This is a genomic window from Microbacterium sp. RURRCA19A (genome assembly GCF_900156455.1).
GTDB lineage: Bacteria > Actinomycetota > Actinomycetes > Actinomycetales > Microbacteriaceae > Microbacterium.
In genome coordinates this window covers 558,809-574,126 of record NZ_FTNQ01000002.1, presented here as the reverse complement: position 1 = coordinate 574,126, position 15,318 = coordinate 558,809, and the positions used below count along the sequence as shown (strand labels likewise).

At 70.8% G+C, this 15,318-nt stretch carries 16 protein-coding genes; all 16 read right to left on the bottom strand.

All coding sequences use genetic code 11. The annotated features are described in order from the left end of the window. Positions 1–39 precede the first annotated feature (39 nt). The 16 genes from BW982_RS10615 to BW982_RS10540 all read right to left on the bottom strand — a co-directional run bounded on the left by BW982_RS10615 (position 40) and on the right by BW982_RS10540 (position 15,318). Positions 40–2,037, bottom strand: a complete 1,998-nt coding sequence (locus BW982_RS10615) for a bifunctional copper resistance protein CopD/cytochrome c oxidase assembly protein (RefSeq protein ID WP_076493042.1) — start codon at positions 2,035–2,037, stop codon at positions 40–42. Between the two features lie 77 nt (positions 2,038–2,114). Then, complete coding sequence (locus BW982_RS10610) at positions 2,115–2,402, bottom strand: HU family DNA-binding protein (RefSeq protein WP_022878194.1); 288 nt, start codon at positions 2,400–2,402, stop codon at positions 2,115–2,117. A 412-nt stretch (positions 2,403–2,814) separates the two neighbouring features. Then, on the bottom strand, positions 2,815–3,120 hold the full coding sequence (gene rpsN / locus BW982_RS10605) for a 30S ribosomal protein S14 (protein ID WP_022878196.1): 306 nt from the start codon (positions 3,118–3,120) through the stop codon (positions 2,815–2,817). A 4-nt stretch (positions 3,121–3,124) separates the two neighbouring features. Further along, positions 3,125–3,295, bottom strand: a complete 171-nt coding sequence (rpmG, locus tag BW982_RS10600) for a 50S ribosomal protein L33 (RefSeq protein WP_013584775.1) — start codon at positions 3,293–3,295, stop codon at positions 3,125–3,127. Beyond that, positions 3,295–3,531 carry a 50S ribosomal protein L28 gene (gene rpmB, locus BW982_RS10595; protein WP_013584774.1) on the bottom strand — a complete coding sequence of 79 codons (237 nt, stop codon included), beginning with the start codon at positions 3,529–3,531 and terminating at the stop codon, positions 3,295–3,297. The genes rpmG and rpmB overlap by 1 nt, the downstream gene beginning before the upstream one ends. A 139-nt stretch (positions 3,532–3,670) precedes the next feature. Continuing rightward, positions 3,671–4,369, bottom strand: coding sequence for a DNA-3-methyladenine glycosylase (locus BW982_RS10590; protein WP_076493040.1), 699 nt, complete (start codon positions 4,367–4,369; stop codon positions 3,671–3,673). Then, positions 4,366–5,772: a hypothetical protein gene (locus BW982_RS10585; RefSeq protein ID WP_076493038.1), complete on the bottom strand. Its 1,407-nt coding sequence runs from the start codon at positions 5,770–5,772 to the stop codon at positions 4,366–4,368. Before BW982_RS10585 ends, BW982_RS10590 begins: the two co-directional genes overlap by 4 nt. Further along, complete coding sequence (locus tag BW982_RS10580; RefSeq protein ID WP_083696638.1) at positions 5,762–6,619, bottom strand: TIGR03943 family putative permease subunit; 858 nt, start codon at positions 6,617–6,619, stop codon at positions 5,762–5,764. Before BW982_RS10580 ends, BW982_RS10585 begins: the two co-directional genes overlap by 11 nt. After that, a complete protein-coding gene (locus BW982_RS10575; protein ID WP_076493681.1) occupies positions 6,612–7,622 on the bottom strand; it encodes a permease in 1,011 nt (336 codons plus the stop codon). The genes BW982_RS10580 and BW982_RS10575 overlap by 8 nt, the downstream gene beginning before the upstream one ends. 4 nt (positions 7,623–7,626) lie before the next feature. Then, the gene (locus BW982_RS10570) at positions 7,627–8,040 is read right to left on the bottom strand and encodes a Fur family transcriptional regulator (RefSeq protein ID WP_076493036.1); all 414 of its coding nucleotides are present in this window, start codon (positions 8,038–8,040) and stop codon (positions 7,627–7,629) included. A 42-nt stretch (positions 8,041–8,082) separates the two neighbouring features. Next, entirely contained in the window at positions 8,083–8,943 is an 861-nt protein-coding gene (locus BW982_RS10565; RefSeq protein ID WP_076493034.1) for a metal ABC transporter permease, read from the bottom strand. Beyond that, positions 8,940–9,752: a metal ABC transporter ATP-binding protein gene (locus tag BW982_RS10560; RefSeq protein WP_076493032.1), complete on the bottom strand. Its 813-nt coding sequence runs from the start codon at positions 9,750–9,752 to the stop codon at positions 8,940–8,942. Before BW982_RS10560 ends, BW982_RS10565 begins: the two co-directional genes overlap by 4 nt. Further along, on the bottom strand, positions 9,749–10,747 hold the full coding sequence (locus BW982_RS10555; RefSeq protein ID WP_076493030.1) for a metal ABC transporter solute-binding protein, Zn/Mn family: 999 nt from the start codon (positions 10,745–10,747) through the stop codon (positions 9,749–9,751). The genes BW982_RS10560 and BW982_RS10555 overlap by 4 nt, the downstream gene beginning before the upstream one ends. Before the next feature lie 61 nt (positions 10,748–10,808). Then, positions 10,809–13,391, bottom strand: coding sequence for a glycoside hydrolase family 78 protein (locus BW982_RS10550; RefSeq protein ID WP_076493029.1), 2,583 nt, complete (start codon positions 13,389–13,391; stop codon positions 10,809–10,811). Then, on the bottom strand, positions 13,388–14,428 hold the full coding sequence (locus BW982_RS10545; RefSeq protein WP_076493027.1) for an NAD(P)-dependent alcohol dehydrogenase: 1,041 nt from the start codon (positions 14,426–14,428) through the stop codon (positions 13,388–13,390). The genes BW982_RS10550 and BW982_RS10545 overlap by 4 nt, the downstream gene beginning before the upstream one ends. Then, the gene (locus tag BW982_RS10540; RefSeq protein WP_076493025.1) at positions 14,425–15,318 is read right to left on the bottom strand and encodes a carbohydrate ABC transporter permease; all 894 of its coding nucleotides are present in this window, start codon (positions 15,316–15,318) and stop codon (positions 14,425–14,427) included. The genes BW982_RS10545 and BW982_RS10540 overlap by 4 nt, the downstream gene beginning before the upstream one ends.

The following is a 15,318-nucleotide window of genomic DNA, read 5'->3' as shown; positions in this document are numbered from 1 at the left end:
GCGGATGCCGTCCCCTCGGCGACTGTGCCGGCTGCCGCCTCAGCGGCCCTTCGCCGCGGCGCGTTCGGCCGCGCGGGCGTCGCGCTGAGCCAGCCGCTGCAGCTCGGCGTTGTACTCGTCCAGCTCGACGTCGCCCACCCGGTCCACGTGCCGGTCGCGGCGTCGCTGCTGCCGCTCGTCGCTGCGGCTCCACTGGATCGCGACGGTGATCGCGAGGATCAGGGTCGGGATCTCGCCGACGCTCCACGCGACGCCGCCACCGGTGTACTGGTCTTCCAGCGGGGTGGCGCCCCACGTCCGCCCCATCGATCCGAACCATTCGGCCGCCATGAGGCCGGAGTTCATCATGATCGCGATGCCGAAGAAGGCGTGCATCGCCATGACCGCGATCAGGATGAGAAGACGCCCCGGGTAGGGCAGGCGGTAGGGCACCGGATCGATGCCGATGAGGCTCAGCACGAACAGGTACCCGGTGATGAGGAAGTGCGCGACCATCCAGATGTGGCCGACGTGGTCGTACAGCGACCAGCGGAACAGGTCGGTGTAGTAGAACGCCCACAACGAGACGATGAACAGCCCCGCCGCCACGAACGGGTTCGTGAGGACCTTCGCGACCGGGTTGTGCACGGCCCACAGGATCCACTCGCGACCACCGCGCGACCCGTCGTCGCGCTTGCGGATCGCCCGCGCGGCGAGCGTCACCGGGGCTCCGGCGACCAGCAGGAGCGGGATCGCCATCGACAGCAGCATGTGCTCGATCATGTGGACGCTGAACAGGTAGTCCTGGTACACGTTCAGCGGGCCCGACGTGACCCAGAAGATCGCCAGCATGCCGAGCGACCACAGGATCGTGCGGTGGACCGGCCAGGAATCGCCGCGACGACGGAGACGCCACACGCCGGCGAGGTAGAAGAACAGGCCGAAGCCCGCGACGAACGCCCATAGCAGGTCGATGTCCCACGCGGTGAACCACCGGTCGAGCGTGAACTCCGGCGGAAGGGGCGACCCCGTCAGCACCTCCGCGGGAGTCGTCCCGATCAGCGGCAGGTCGGCGGCGGGCGGGGGCGTGCGTGCAAGGGCGACCGCGATTCCGCTCGCGACGCCCATGAACACCAGCTCGAGCAGGACGACGCCCCAGAAGCGACGCGAACCCTCGTCGTCGCTCATCCGGGCGATGAGGCGCTGGCGGTACCAGGCACCGAGGATGCCCATCGCCACGAGCGCGGTCACTTTGACCAGGACCAGGATGCCGTACGGCGACAGGAGGTTCTGCCATCCGACCAGGCCGATCGAGGCGCGCACGGTGCCCGAGATCGCCACGACGAGGAACGCGACCAGGGCGATCGAGGAGTATCGCAGCAGCGTCGTCTGCAGCTGCGGACGGCTCATCGCGGGACGCACGACGACCAGCAGGATGAGGCCGCCGAGCCAGACGGCGGCGGCGAGGATGTGCAGCACCAGCGACGTGACCGCGGCGGTGTGGCTGGCCTCGGTGCCGGCGTGGCCCTGCGTGCCCATCGGGATCAGCGAGGCGAGGGCGAGGAGCGCGACCAGCAGCGTGGGAATCCACGTCCGCACCGCGAACGTGAGCACCGTGAGGACCGCGCCGGCGATCGTCGTGATCAGCCACGCGGGGCCCACCTCGGTCTCGACGAGGAAGCGCCCGAGCTGCTGGCCGAAGAGCGGGTCGAGCGTCGGGGTCGCGTTGATGACGTTCAGGAACGTCAGGAACCCGGTGGCCGCGGCCGAGACGGTGAAGACCGCCGCGCCGATGGATGCCGTGTCCAGAGCGATCTCGAACGGCCGCTCCCCCGCGGGCAGAGCGAACAGCGCCAGCACGAGCGCGCCGACCATGGTCGCCGCCGACAGGTTGACCACGAGCGTGGCGACGGGAAGGCCCCACCGGACGAAGGGGCCGGGATCGGCCAGGAGCGTCGGCGCCGCGCCGCCGCCGTAGGCGAGACCTGCGACGACGCAGATCACCGAGACCACGACCAGGAAGACGGGTCCGGCCACGCGCAGGGCTCGGGGATTCACCCCCCAAGCCTACGTCGCGCGGGAACACAAGAGGGGGGATGCCACCGGCATCCCCCCTCTCGACAGCTCGCGTCGTCTTACTTGACGGCAGCCTTCAGCTTCGAGCCGGCGGTGACCTTGACGCGCTTGCCCGCGGGGATCGAGATCTCCTCGCCCGTCTGGGGGTTGCGGCCGGTGCGGGCCGACGTGGCGACCTGCTCGAACGCGATCCAGCCGGGGATCGAGACCTTGCTGCCCTTGGCGACCGCCTCGGAGACGGTGGAGAAGAGGGAGTCGAGCACGCTCGACACGGCGGACTGGCTCTGTCCGGTCGCGCTGGCGATGCTCGCGACGAGCTCGGTCTTGGTGATGGACTTGTCGGCCATGTGGTTTGTCCTCCAGGCGACGGTCGGGTCGCCTCTCGTTACATCGGACGAGGAGAGATTCCCCTCGGTGGTCGGGAGACCGCCTCGACAGTATCAACCGAACCGCGGAATTACGCGGATTTTGACCGATTTCGCCCTTTGCGTACCGGCGTGTCGCGCGCCGCGTGGGGCCGGAGTGCCCTCTGGGGCGTGCGAGACGCCGCCGAGGCCGCACCGTGGCGGAGCCGCGAGCGCGGTCGCGGCGGGGGCGAGCCGTCGAGCGGAGTCCGTGGTCGACACGTCGGTTCAGGATGCCACGGCCCGGGGTGTCCCCGACGTTCTCCGCTCGACGGTCCGCCGCGGAGCGGGCCGGAGAACGACGAAGGGCGGGAATCCCTCTCGGGACCCCCGCCCTTCGCGGTGGTGCGGGTGCTTACCAGCTCGACTTGGTCACGCCGGGCAGCTCGCCACGGTGGGCCATGTCGCGGAAGCGGACGCGCGAGACGCCGAACTTCGTGAGGACGCCACGGGGGCGGCCGTCGATGACGTCGCGGCTGCGCACGCGGGCGGGCGACGCGTTGCGGGGCAGCTTCTGCAGGCCCACGCGGGCGGCCTCGCGGGCCTCGTCGGTCGCGTTGGGGTCGACCAGGGTCTTCTTCAGCTCGGCGCGCTTCGCGGCGTAGCGCTCGACGACGACCTTGCGCTGCTCGTTGCGCGCGATCTTGCTCTTCTTAGCCATGTGCTTAGCGCTCCTCTCGGAAGTCGACGTGCTTGCGGACCACGGGGTCGTACTTCTTCAGCACGATGCGGTCGGGGTTGTTGCGGCGGTTCTTGCGCGTCACGTAGGTGTACCCCGTGCCGGCGGTCGAACGCAGCTTGATGATCGGACGGACGTCCTGAGCCTTCTTCGCCATTACAGCTTCACGCCCTTCGCCTGCAGGTCACGGACGACGGCCTCGATACCGCGGGCGTCGATGACCTTGATGCCCTTCGCCGAAACGTTGAGCTTGATGTTGCGACCCAGCGACGGAACGAAGTAGGTCTTCTTCTGCACGTTCGGGTCGAAGCGGCGCTTCGTCCGGCGGTGCGAGTGCGAGATGTTGTGACCGAAGCCGGGAACCGCTCCAGTCACCTGGCACACTGCTGCCATGGTGATGTCTCCTTCTGTACCGTGACACCGGACGGTGTCACCCAAGATCCCTTGTCTGCACCCCGTTCCGGGCACAGCGCGAGGCCGGGATCGGAAGAAGGGGTACGTACTGCGTGCTGGAGTGCGCGCAGACAAGCGTTCAGTCTAGCACGCCCGGCGTGTCGCCTTGACGGGCGGCGGCTTCCGCCGCTCCCCGCCCCCATCGGAAGGTCGACACCGTCGGGTCGCCGCCGATCCAGAACCGCCACGGGAAGGCATCCGTCCCCGCGACCCCGGCCACGCCCACCCGTGGTCCCGTCGTCGGCGCCGCGGGTTCGTCGGGGAGGAACAGCCGCGCGCGGGCACCCGCCCGTTCGGCGCCCGTGACGGCGTCGATCCCGTCGTGGATCGGATGCCGCAGGCCCACGGCATCCCCCAGGCGTCCCGGTCCGCGGGCGAGGTCGCGCGGCGTCCGGACGACGCCTCCGCGCTCACGCCGACGTCGGTCGGCGACGTCGACGCCCTGGATCACCTCGCCGCCGCGCAGCAGCACACCGCCGGCGACGCCGTCGGGGCCGCACACGACGTTGACGCAGGAATGGATGCCATGGCTCAGGTACACGTAGAGGTGACCGGGTTCGCCCCACATCGTCGCGTTGCGCGCCGTGGGACCGCTGCGCGCGTGCGAGCCGGGATCGGAGCGGTCCCCCGTCCCGAGCCCGTGGTACGCCTCGACCTCGCTGATGCGCAGCAGAACGGTCTCGCCGTCGACGACGGTCTCGAGACGGGCGCCGAGCAGCGACGGCGCGACCTCGACCGGAAGCCCCGCGAGATCGTCGCGCGTGGCGGGTCGCGTCATCCGGGCGGCACCTGGCACCACGACAGGTCGAACCCCTGCAGGGCCGCGACCTCCTGACCCGAGTCGATCTCGACCAGGTGGGTCTGCAGCCGCCCGGGCAGGGGCAGCTGATAGCGGTCGAAGGGATTGTCGACGGCCTTCGGCGCGACCAGCACCGCGGCGTAGCGTCCGCTCGGCGACACGCACGTCTGCAGCACCGTGTCGGTGCCGGGAACCTCGAGCAACGGTCGCACGGTGCCGTCGGTGTCGACGTGCCCGATCGTCGTGGCGCGGTAGGCGCCGTCGGAGCCGATGTCGGCGAACGACCGGATCGTGCCAGCGCCCGTCCCCGGGACCGGCGTCGCCCGACCCGGCATCCCCGGCGGGTCGACGGGGTCTTCGAGCGGCTGCTCGGAACCGTCGGTCAGGTTGATCTCGCGGATGCCCTCGAGCCGCTCGACGATCGCGACCGAGGATCCTCGCGCGATGCCGTCGATCGACAGGGCGCTCCCCAGCGGGGCGGCGTTCCCGCCCTGCGCGTCGGTGAGCAGCAGTCGCGAGTCGAACGTCAGCACGAGCATGCTGTCGGTGTCGGGCACGAACCGCCAGTCGCCCACGCGCACGTCACCGCCGTTGAGACCGATCTCCACCGGCGGCGCATCGTCCGCGGCCGACGCCGTGAACAGCTTGCTCTCGCGCCCCCCGGCGGTGCCCAGGGTGGCATCCGAGAAGGTGAACCCGATGCGCTCGCCACGGTCGGCCGACTGCAGGTTCGAGACGAACCCGGGCCCCGGCAGGGCGATGTCGCGGGCGTTCTGTCCGTCGAGGTCCGTCACGATGACCCGCGCACGGTCGCCCTCGCGCACCGAGATGACGAGGTGGTTCGCGGTGGCCCGGAAGTCTTCGATGTGCTCGTGGGTGAACACCGGCAACCCGGCATCGCCCCGGAGGTCGGTGCGGAAGATCGTGTCGCCGTCGGCCGTGCCCCGCTGCATGAGGAACGCCGACAGCGGAGGAGTGCGGAAGGTCTCGGTCAACGTCGAGGCGGGCCCCGCGCCGAGGCCCTTCACGCCGTTCACGGTCACGGTGTAGTCGGAGTCGTCACGCAGGGGCAGCGTGAAGCGGATCCCGACGCTCCGGCCGGACGTGTCGACGGTGAACGGCGTCGCCGGCTCGACCTGGACCTGGGAGACGTCGATCTTCTCGAGCGACTGGGTCGTGGTGAGGATGACGCGGGCCCCGGATGCCGCGACGGCGGCGGCGGGATCGACCTGCACGTCCGTCACCCGCGGGCCCTGCGCCACCGAGACGACGCCGCCCACGCCGCCCACGAGGACGAGGGCGCCGATCACCGCGGCGAAGGCGAGCAGGTATCCGCGACCGCGACGTCGGCGCGTGCGGGCACGACGAGAGTCAGTACTCATACGGATCCGCCGGCTCGTCGATCGCGGCGACCTGGTCGGCGTGCACCTCGAGCGCGCCGTCGCCGGTGGACCGGACGGTTCCGGTCACCGTCACCCACTGCCCGGTCGACGGAGCGGACCCCGTCGCGGTGATCGGCAGCCGCGCCGTCTGGGCGTCGATGACGCAGTGCGTGATGACCAGGCGCGTGAGGTCGAAGCTCGCGCCGTCCTGCCCGGGGGTGATGAACCCGGTCAGGGTCACGGGCTTGCCGTCGAAGGTCTCGGGATTGGTCGCGTGCGCGAAGACCGCCGACCAGTCGCCGATGCCGAACTTCGAGGTGTCGCCCGACGCGGCGAGGGTCACCACGTCCGAGCCGACGAACAGCGGCGGAGCCCCGACGTCGCGCGAGACGGCGAGCTCGGCCGACAGCGAGGCGGGCGGGGTCAGCAGCACGGCCACCACCACTCCGGACGCGATGAGGCCGCCGCTGAATGCCGCGAGACCGGCCACCGTGAGGCGGGGCCGCGCGGCGAGGTGATCGTGGGCGGCGGCGTCGTGGGCGTCGGGGGCATCGCCGTGGTCGTGGTCCGCGTGCGCGAAGGCCTCGCGGCGCGCGCGGGCGGGCGCGACGGAATGCCCGTGCTCGTGATCGTGGCCGTGGTCGGCCTCCGCCCCGAGCGGGAGCGCGAACGTCGCGATCGCGCCGAGCAGGGCGACGACCGACATCCCGACGGCGAACCAGGCCGAGTCGGGGTTGACGTACAGCGAGATGCGACCCGTGATCCACAGCGCGATCGTGGTGACCGCGAGACACGCGGTCAGCCCCACGCCGAGCCACCGGGTGGCCAGAGCGCCCGTTCTAGACAAGGAGGTTCACCACCGTTCCCAGGGCGAAGGCCGACAGCACGACGATCGCCGTCAGCCCGACGAGCACGCGGGTGGTGAAGGTCGTGCGCAGCAGCGCGTACATCTTGAGGTCGACCACCGGGCCGACGACCAGGAACGCCACGATCGAGCCCGGCGTGAAGGTCGAGGCGAACGACAGGGCGAAGAACGCGTCCACGTTCGAGCACAGCGACACCACGACAGCCAGCACCATCATCGCCGCGATCGACAGGGCGGGGTCGGAGCCGATCGCCAGCAGCGCGCTGCGCGGGATCAGCACCTGCACGGCGCCCGCGATCATCGAGCCGATGATGAGGGCCGGCATGACCGAGCGGAGCTCGACGACGAGCTGCGCGAGCGACCGGCGCCCCCGGCCGCCGCGCTCCTGGACCACGATCTCGCACGTCTCGAGGAAGCGCTCGGTGAGGAGCTTGTCGGGATCGGGATGCCGGCTGTACAGCCAGCCGATGAGGTTCGCGACGAGGAACCCGCCGACCAGGCGTGCCACGAGGATGCCGTCGCTGAATCCGAACGCGGCGTGCGTGCTGATGATGACGATCGGGTTCACGATCGGCGCGGCCACGAGGAACGTCAGCGTGTCCGACACCCGGAAGCCGCGCATGAGCAGCCCGCGCGCGAACGGGACGTTGCCGCACTCGCACACCGGGATGAGCATGCCGAGCAACGACAGCACCGCCCGGCGCGCCCACGCTGCGCGTGGCATCCACCGTTCGATCGCCCCTGGCGGCACCCACACCTGCACGATGATCGACAGCAGCACGCCCAGCACCACGAAGGGCAACGACTCGATCAGGACGCTGAGCGCGAGGGTCAGTCCGTCTTGCGCGCGGGTGGGCAGGGGGGCGGTGAAGAACGTCGGGGCGAACGCGTCGATGAGGAAGAGCGCGGCAACGACGACCGCGCCCACGCCGAAGCCGACGAGGGTGCGCGTGACGCCGGAACGCGGGGGTGCCGACGCGACGATGCGACTACTCGTCGCCACGCTCACGGGCGCGCGCGAGCGCGCAGTCGGCGCAGACACCGAAGATGTCGACCACGTGCTCGGCCTGGGAGAAACCGTGCTGGGCGGCGGTGCGCTGCGCCCACTCCTCGACGGCGTCGGCCTCGATCTCGACGGCGACGCCGCACGAGCGGCAGATCAGGTGGTGGTGGTGTCCGCGGGTCTCGCACGCGCGGAAGAGGTTCTCGCCCTCGGGGCTCTGCAGCGAATCGGCGTCGCCCTGGGCCGCGAGTCCCGCGAGCGCACGGTACACGGTGGCCAGCCCGATGCCGGTGTTCTCGTCGCGCAGGGTCGCGTGCAGCGACTGGGCGCTGACGAAGCCGCCCGCACCCGCGAGCGCTTCGCGCACGCGCTCGCGCTGCCACGTGTTGCGCTGGACCATGCGGTCGAGTCTACCGAGGCCCGATGGTGAATCGGCTGGGGACTACGCCGCCCGGGTGGTGCGGTCGCGACGCGCCCCGATCACCCGGCAGACGAGGTAGATCAGGAACGAGATCGTGGTGATGTACGGGCTCACCGGAAGGGTTCCCGCCACGGCCAGGAGCACGCCGCCGACCGCGGAGACGAAGCCGAACGACGCCGCCAGCAGCGGCACCGACAGGGGACCGGATGCCACCCGCATCGCCGCCGCGGCGGGCGTGACCAGCAACGCCATCACGAGCAGGGCGCCGATGATGTGGACCGCGACGGCGACGATGAGCCCGAGCAGCAGCATGAACCCGAGCGACACGGCCGTCGTCGGGACGCCGCGCGCGGCGGCGGACTGCGGGTCGAGCGAGTCGAAGCGCAGCGGGCGCCAGATCATCAGCAGCGCCAGCAGCACGATCAGCCCGATGACGACGAGCCAGCCGAGCTGGGCGCTCTGCACCGACACGATCTGCCCGGTGAGCAGGCTGAACCGGGTGGCGCTGCGGCCGTTGTAGAGCGACAGGCACAGGATGCCGACACCCAGACCGAACGGCATGAGCACGCCGATGATCGAGTTGCGGTCGCGGGCGCGCGCTCCGAGCAGCCCGATGATCGCCGCCGCGATGAGCGACCCCACGATCGAGCCGGAGACGACGTCGACCCCGATGAGGAGCGCCACCGCCGCGCCGGCGAAGGAGAGCTCGCTGATGCCGTGCACCGCGAAGGCCATGTCGCGCTGCATCACGAACACGCCGATGAGTCCCCCGACCAGGCCGAGCACGGCGCCCGCGTAGACGGAGTTCTGCACCAGTTCGAGGATCGCGCCGTACTGGCTCACCCCGCCGAACAGGGCGTTTCCGACGTCGGACCAGTTCATGCGTCTTCCTCGTCGTGATGGTGGTGCTCATCGTCGGCGTCCGGAGCTCCGACGACGACGAGTCGTCCCCCGGCGCGGGTCACGAAGACGGGCGCGCCGTACAGCGCGGTCAACGTCTCGGATGTCAGGACCTCTTCGGGGGTGCCGAGCGTGAAGCGGCCGTGAGCGATGTAGAGGATGCGGTCGACGTGGGCGAGCACGGGATTGACGTCGTGGGTGACCAGCAGGACGGCCGCGTCCCGCTCGCGACGGTGGCGGTCGATCAGCCGCACGACGGCCTGCTGATTGGCCAGGTCGAGGCTCGTCAGCGGCTCGTCGCACAGCAGCAGCCGCGGGTCGTCGGCGAGGGCCTGCCCCACGCGGAGCCGCTGCTGCTCCCCGCCGGAGAGCAGCCCGACCGGACGGTCGGCGAACGCGGTCGCCCCGACGGCCTCGAGCAGTCCGTCGATGCGCGCACGGTCCTTGCGCCGCGAGAGAGGCAGACCGAATCGGTGCCCGTCGACGCCGAGACCGACGATGTCGCGTCCGCGCAGCGGCGTCTCGCGCGGCAACGGCCGCTGCTGCGGGACATAGCCGATGCGGCGGTTGCCGGCGCGGCGGACCGGCGAGCCGAGCGCCTCGATGGTGCCGCCGCTCAGCCGCTCGAGCCCGAGGATGGCGCGCAGCAGCGTCGTCTTGCCCGAGCCGCTGGGCCCGAGCACCGCAACGAGCTCGCCGGGCCCGACCTCGAGGTCGAGCCCGGACCACAGCTCACGCCCGCCCCGCTCGAGGGCGGCACCGCGGATACGCAGGGGGGCGGTGTCGCTCACGCCGCCAGGGCGTCCGACAGCGCGGTGATGTTGCTCTGCATCCACGAGAGGTAAGTCTGGCCCTCGGGGAGGGTCTCGGTGAACTCCAGCACCGGAATGCTCTTGGCCTTCGCCTCGTCCATGACCTGCGTGGTCTCGGCGCCACCGGTCTGCGGGTTGACGATCATGACCTTGATCTGGCCGGAGTCGATCAGCTGCAGCGACTCCAGCAGGGTCGCGGGCGGCACGTCCTGGCCCTCTTCGACCGACTCGCTGAACTCGTTGGGAGTCGCGTTCACCAGGCCCGCGGCTTCGATGAGGTAGACGGGCACGGGCTCGGTGACGAAGACCTTCGCGCCGGCATCCTTGGCCTCGATCTGACCGAGCGAGTCCTCGAGGCCGGCCACTTGCTGCACGAACGCGTCGGCGTTCGCGGTGAAGTCAGCCGCGTGGTCGGGCGCGAGCTCGCCGAGGTGCTCGGCGATCGCCTTCGCGAGGTCTTCGACCGTGTGCGGGTCGTACCAGACGTGCTCGTTGAAGCCCTCGATGTGGTCGTGACCGTCGCCCTCGGCGTGGGCGTGGTCGTCGGCGCTCTCGCTGGGCGCGGCGCTGGCATCGTCGTGCGACTCGGCACCGGGGTAGTCGTGGTTGTACTCCACGGCGGTGAGCACCTCGGCGGACGATCCGCTCGCGTCGATGAGCGATTCCATGAACGCGTCGTAGCCGGCGCCGTTCTCGATGACCAGCTGCGCCCCCTTGAGGGTGAGCTGGTCCTGCGCGCTCGCCTCGTACTCGTGCGGGTCCTGCGTCGGCGACGTGATGATCGACGTCACGTCGACGAAGTCGCCTCCGATGGACTCGGCGATCGACCCGTAGACGTCCGTGGATGCCACCACAGAGACCTTGCCGGATGCGTCGGTCGCGCCACCGGCCGACGGGGCGGTGCCGGCGCAGCCGGCGAGGGCGAGCACGGAGGCCGCGCCGAGGACGAGAGGGGCGAGGAGGCGTCGGGTCATGACCCCCACTGTATCGTTAGTGATAACCGTTCTCAAACTCAGGAGCTGACGGCTCTCTCCGTCACGCGCCGACGACGACCCCCACCGACGCCGCGAACTCGTGCAGGCCCGACGCCACCTCGAATCGCCGGCCGTCCGGAAGGTCGACCACACCGGTCACCCCCGTCGGCACGCGCACCTCGACCGTCAGCTCACCGTCGGCGACGCGCCACGCGATCGCGGCGCGTCCGTACGGCGTCTCGTGCTCCGCCGACGCGTGGGTCAGCCCACCCCCCGGACGCGGCGCGAAGACGATCCGCCGGTATCCGGGCTCGAGCGGCGCCAGTCCGCCGACGGTGCGGTGGATCCAGTCAGCCACCGCGCCGAGCGCGAAATGATTGAACGACGTCATGCCGCCGGGGTTGACCGTGCCGTCGGGGAGCAGGCTGTCCCAGCGTTCCCACGTGGTCGTGCCGCCCGAGAGCACCGTGTACATCCACGACGGGCACTCCTTCTCGAGCAGGAGGTCGTACGCGGTGTCGACGTGCCCCGACCGCGTGAGCGCGTCGGTGATCAGCGGGGTCCCCGCGAAGCCCGTCGCGATGCGGTTGCCGCCGGCGCGGACGAGCTCGGCCAGGCGTGCACCCCAGACATCGCGTTCCGCCGTGTCCGCGTACAGCTCGAACTCGATGGCCAGGGCGTACGCGGTCTGCGCGTCGCTGGAGAGGAGTCCCGACGCCGTCACGTACTCGCGGCGGAACGCCTCGCGCACCTCGTCCGCGAGCTGTGCGTAGATCGCCGCGTCGTCCGCGCGGCCGAGCACCTCCGCCGTCTTCGCGAGGTGACGGCTCGACCAGGCGAAGTACGCCGTCGCGACGAGGTACCGATCGGTCGTGGCATCCGCGGGATCGTGCGGCGGAGCCGCCGGGTCGAGCCAGTCACCCAGCTGGAAGCCGGTGTTCCACAGGCGTGCGGGCCCCGCGAGCCGGGAGACCAGATCGACCCACTTGCGCGCCGAGTCGTACTGGTCGCGGAGGATCCGCGCATCACCGAACTGCCGGTAGAGCGTCCACGGAGTCAGGACCGCCACGTCGCCCCACGCGGCGCCCGGGCGGATCGGCGTCCACTCCTCGCCGCCGGGGATGACCGGCACGTACCAGGGCACGGTGCCGTCCGGCAGCTGCTCGACGGCGACGTCGCGCAGCCACGAGCGGAGCATTCCGGAACAGTCGTAGAGGAAGGATGCCGCGGGCGCGAACACCTGGAGGTCGCCGGTCCACCCCAGTCGCTCGTCGCGCTGCGGGCAGTCGGTGGGGATGTCGACGAAGTTGTCGCGCATCGACCACCGCACGTTCTCATGCAGGCGGTTCAGCAGCGGATCCGACGACGAGAACCATCCGGTCCGCTCCATGTCGGTGTGGTAGACCCGCGCGGTGATCGCACCGGGCGCGATGTCGCCCGGCCAGCCCGTGACCTCGGCGTAGCGGAAGCCGTGGATCGTGAAACGCGGCTCCCACTCCAGGGCCCCGCCACCGTGCACGAGGACGTCGGTGGCATCGGCCCCGCGGAGGGGCCGGGTGTACAGCTCGCCATCCTGGAGCACCTCGGCATGACGGAGGGTGATGACGTGTCCCGGCTCGGCATCCACCGACAGGCGCAGGCGTCCCGAGATGTTCTGACCGAAGTCGAGGACCCATGCCCCCGTCGACGACCGCGTCACCTCGACCGGAGCGAGTTCCTCGGTGCACCGCACGGGCGGGCCCTCGGGCGCCACGAGCGTCGCGTGATCGACCGGGAGGAGCCGCGCGGGCGTCCACGCCGGGTCCTCGACCGTGGCCCAGTCCGGGGCGTCCCGTCGCGCGTCGAAGTGCTCGCCCTCGTACAGGCCGGTCGACACGATCGGGCTCGGTGCCGCCTCCCATTCGGCATCCGTCGCCACGACCGACCGTGTGCCGTCGACGTGCTCGATCTCGAGCTGCGCGATGAGACCGATGTCGCTGCCGTAGAGGTTCGGATAGCCGCCATGGAACCCCAGGCGCCCGCGGTACCAGCCGTCGGCAAGCCATGAGCCGATCGCGTTCGCTCCCGCGCGGAGGTGCTCGGTCACGTCGTACGTGTAATACCGGAGCCTCTCGCCGTAGACCGTCCAGCCCGGGGAGAGCGCGTCATCGCCCACGCGGCGGCCGTTGATCTCGACCTCGTACAGACCGTGCGCCGAGACGTACAGGCGCGCGCGCCGGACCTCCGACCCGACCTCGAACGCGCGACGGACGCGAGGCGGATGCCGCAGCTCCTCGGGATCCTCGTCCCACGCGGGCCCGACGACCCCGGCGACCCAGTCCGCGGCATCCAGCAGTCCCGCCTCCACCCGCGACGGCGGAGACCACGCCGACGCCACGTCGTCGTCGCCGAAGAGACGCACGCGGAGGATCGCGCCCTCGCGCGAGGCGAGCGGAGCGAAGGGCCAGTCGACCAGCACCGACTCGGCGCTGCGCACGGGACCGGACGTCTCGACGCCGCGCGCGGTCGTGATCTCGAGCTCGTAGCCGGTCTGCCGCCACCCGGCGGGGGCGGTGGTCTTCCAGGACACGCGCGGGGCAGCCACGCCGATGCCGAGGGCATCGCGGAGGTGTTCGAACGTGAGGGGGGATACGTCTACGGTCATGCGGTGGTCATCTCATCCTGCTGCGGGTGAACCATGGGCTTGAGGGCGGCGCGATCGCGCCCGGGGAGAAGAAGGGCATCGTGCACGGCGCCGAGGGGGTGCACGCTCGTCACGAGGCGGCGCAGATCCACCCGTCCGCTCGCGGCGAGCGCGATGGCATCCGGGTACTGGTTCGCGTAGCGGAACGTGCCGGTCAGTGAGATCTCGCGCGACTGGAGCACATCGAGCGGGAGCGTGACCTCGCCGTCCGCGGCCATGCCCACCAGCACGGCGCGACCGGCCGGCGCCAGCGCCGCGATCCCGGCGCGGATGGCCGCGGCGACTCCCGAGCACTCGATGAGCACCGTGCGGTCCGCGGGCAGCGGGTCGCTACGCGGGTCGACGGTCGTCGACGCGCCCAGGTCCGCGGCCACTGCGAGACGCTCCGCGGCCACGTCGCTCACGCACACCTCGGCACCCGCCGCGAGCGCCACCTGCAGCACGAGCAGACCGACGGGCCCCGCGCCACTGACGAGGACGCGGTCGCCGATCCCGATCCCCGCCTTCCGCGCGGCCCACAGCGCGACCGCGAGCGGCTCGATGAGTGCCGCCTCGTCGTCGTCGAGGGCATCGGGGACGTCGTGGGCGAAGTCCGAGGAGAGGGCGACGTGGGTCGCGAACGCCCCGTCCACGGGCGGGGTCGCGAAGAAGCGCACGTCAGGGCACAGGTTGTAACGCCCCGATCGGCACTGACCGCACCGCCCGCACGGCACGCCGGGCTCGAGCGCGACACGGTGCCCCACACGGGAGTCCCGCACTTCGGCGCCGACCGCGACGATGACCCCGGATGCCTCGTGCCCGAGCACGAGCGGATCCTCGACCCGTGTCGACCCGATGCGTCCGTCGCGGTACCAGTGCACGTCCGAGCCGCAGACGCCCACGGACCGGACCTCGACGAGCACCTCGTGCGGGGCGAGCGCGGGAACGGGCCGGGTCTCGACGACGGTCGTGTCGACCGCCGTCATCACTGCCGCGCGAAGGAACGGTGGGGCCGTCATCCCTTCACCGCGCCGCTGGCCAGGCCCGCCATGATGCGCTGGTTGAGCACGAGATAGATCGCCAGGATGCCGAACACGTTGATGCAGATCGCCGCGAACAGCGGGCCGTACTGCGTCGCACCGAACTGTCCGGTGAAATTGAGCAGTCCCACCTGGACCGTCCGCAGCTGCGACGAGTTGGTGAACGTCAGGGCGATGAGCAGGTCGTTCCAGAAGAAGAAGAACTGCACGAGACCGACGGTGACGATCGAGTTGCGGGCCATGGGCAGCGCGACCGAGAAGAAGGACCGGAAGATCGACGCCCCGTCCAGCGTCGACGCCTCGAACACCTCCCGGGGGATCGCCCGGAAGTACGTGGCCATCATGAACACCGTGAGGGGCAGACCCGTCGCCGTGTAGGTGATGATGAGCGGCCACAGTGACCCGGTGATGCCCGCCTGGAAGTACACCGAGAAGAGCGGGAGCAGGATCATCTGGCCGGGCACCATGATGCCCGCGAGGAAGAGCAGCAGGATGCCGCCCCGCCCGCGGAACACCATCACCTCGAGCACGAACCCGGCGGCGACGCCGAGCAGCAGCATGAGCGCCAGCGCGGGGAACACCGCGACGACGCTGTTGCCGAGGTACTGGCCGATGTTGCCGGTGACCCAGGCATCGACGTAGTTCTGCAGGTTCAGCTCGCGCGGGAGCGCCCAGGTGGGGGCGTTGAGGAACTCGTCTTGGCTCTTGAAGGAGTTCATGAGCAGCCAGAGCAACGGGAGCACCTCGATCGCCACCAGCAGGACGATGAGGACGGTGCCGGGGATGCGGCGGACCGAGCCCGCGCGCGAAGCCGGGCGGCGTCGAGGACGCAGCTGTTCGGAGGAGGTCGGAAGGGTGGCGGTGGACAT

Bases quoted from the DNA above. Each gene is read 5' to 3' on its own strand.
- BW982_RS10540 (WP_076493025.1), bottom strand. From the start codon at position 15,318: ATGTCCACCGCCACCCTTCCGACCTCCTCCGAACAGCTGCGTCCTCGA.
- BW982_RS10585 (WP_076493038.1), bottom strand. From the start codon at position 5,772: ATGAGTACTGACTCTCGTCGTGCCCGCACGCGCCGACGTCGCGGTCGC.
- BW982_RS10610 (WP_022878194.1), bottom strand. From the start codon at position 2,402: ATGGCCGACAAGTCCATCACCAAGACCGAGCTCGTCGCGAGCATCGCC.
- BW982_RS10565 (WP_076493034.1), bottom strand. From the start codon at position 8,943: ATGAACTGGTCCGACGTCGGAAACGCCCTGTTCGGCGGGGTGAGCCAG.
- rpmB (WP_013584774.1), bottom strand. From the start codon at position 3,531: ATGGCAGCAGTGTGCCAGGTGACTGGAGCGGTTCCCGGCTTCGGTCAC.
- rpsN (WP_022878196.1), bottom strand. From the start codon at position 3,120: ATGGCTAAGAAGAGCAAGATCGCGCGCAACGAGCAGCGCAAGGTCGTC.
- BW982_RS10570 (WP_076493036.1), bottom strand. From the start codon at position 8,040: ATGGTCCAGCGCAACACGTGGCAGCGCGAGCGCGTGCGCGAAGCGCTC.
- BW982_RS10545 (WP_076493027.1), bottom strand. From the start codon at position 14,428: ATGACGGCCCCACCGTTCCTTCGCGCGGCAGTGATGACGGCGGTCGAC.
- BW982_RS10590 (WP_076493040.1), bottom strand. From the start codon at position 4,369: ATGACGCGACCCGCCACGCGCGACGATCTCGCGGGGCTTCCGGTCGAG.
- BW982_RS10550 (WP_076493029.1), bottom strand. From the start codon at position 13,391: ATGACCGTAGACGTATCCCCCCTCACGTTCGAACACCTCCGCGATGCC.
- rpmG (WP_013584775.1), bottom strand. From the start codon at position 3,295: ATGGCGAAGAAGGCTCAGGACGTCCGTCCGATCATCAAGCTGCGTTCG.
- BW982_RS10555 (WP_076493030.1), bottom strand. From the start codon at position 10,747: ATGACCCGACGCCTCCTCGCCCCTCTCGTCCTCGGCGCGGCCTCCGTG.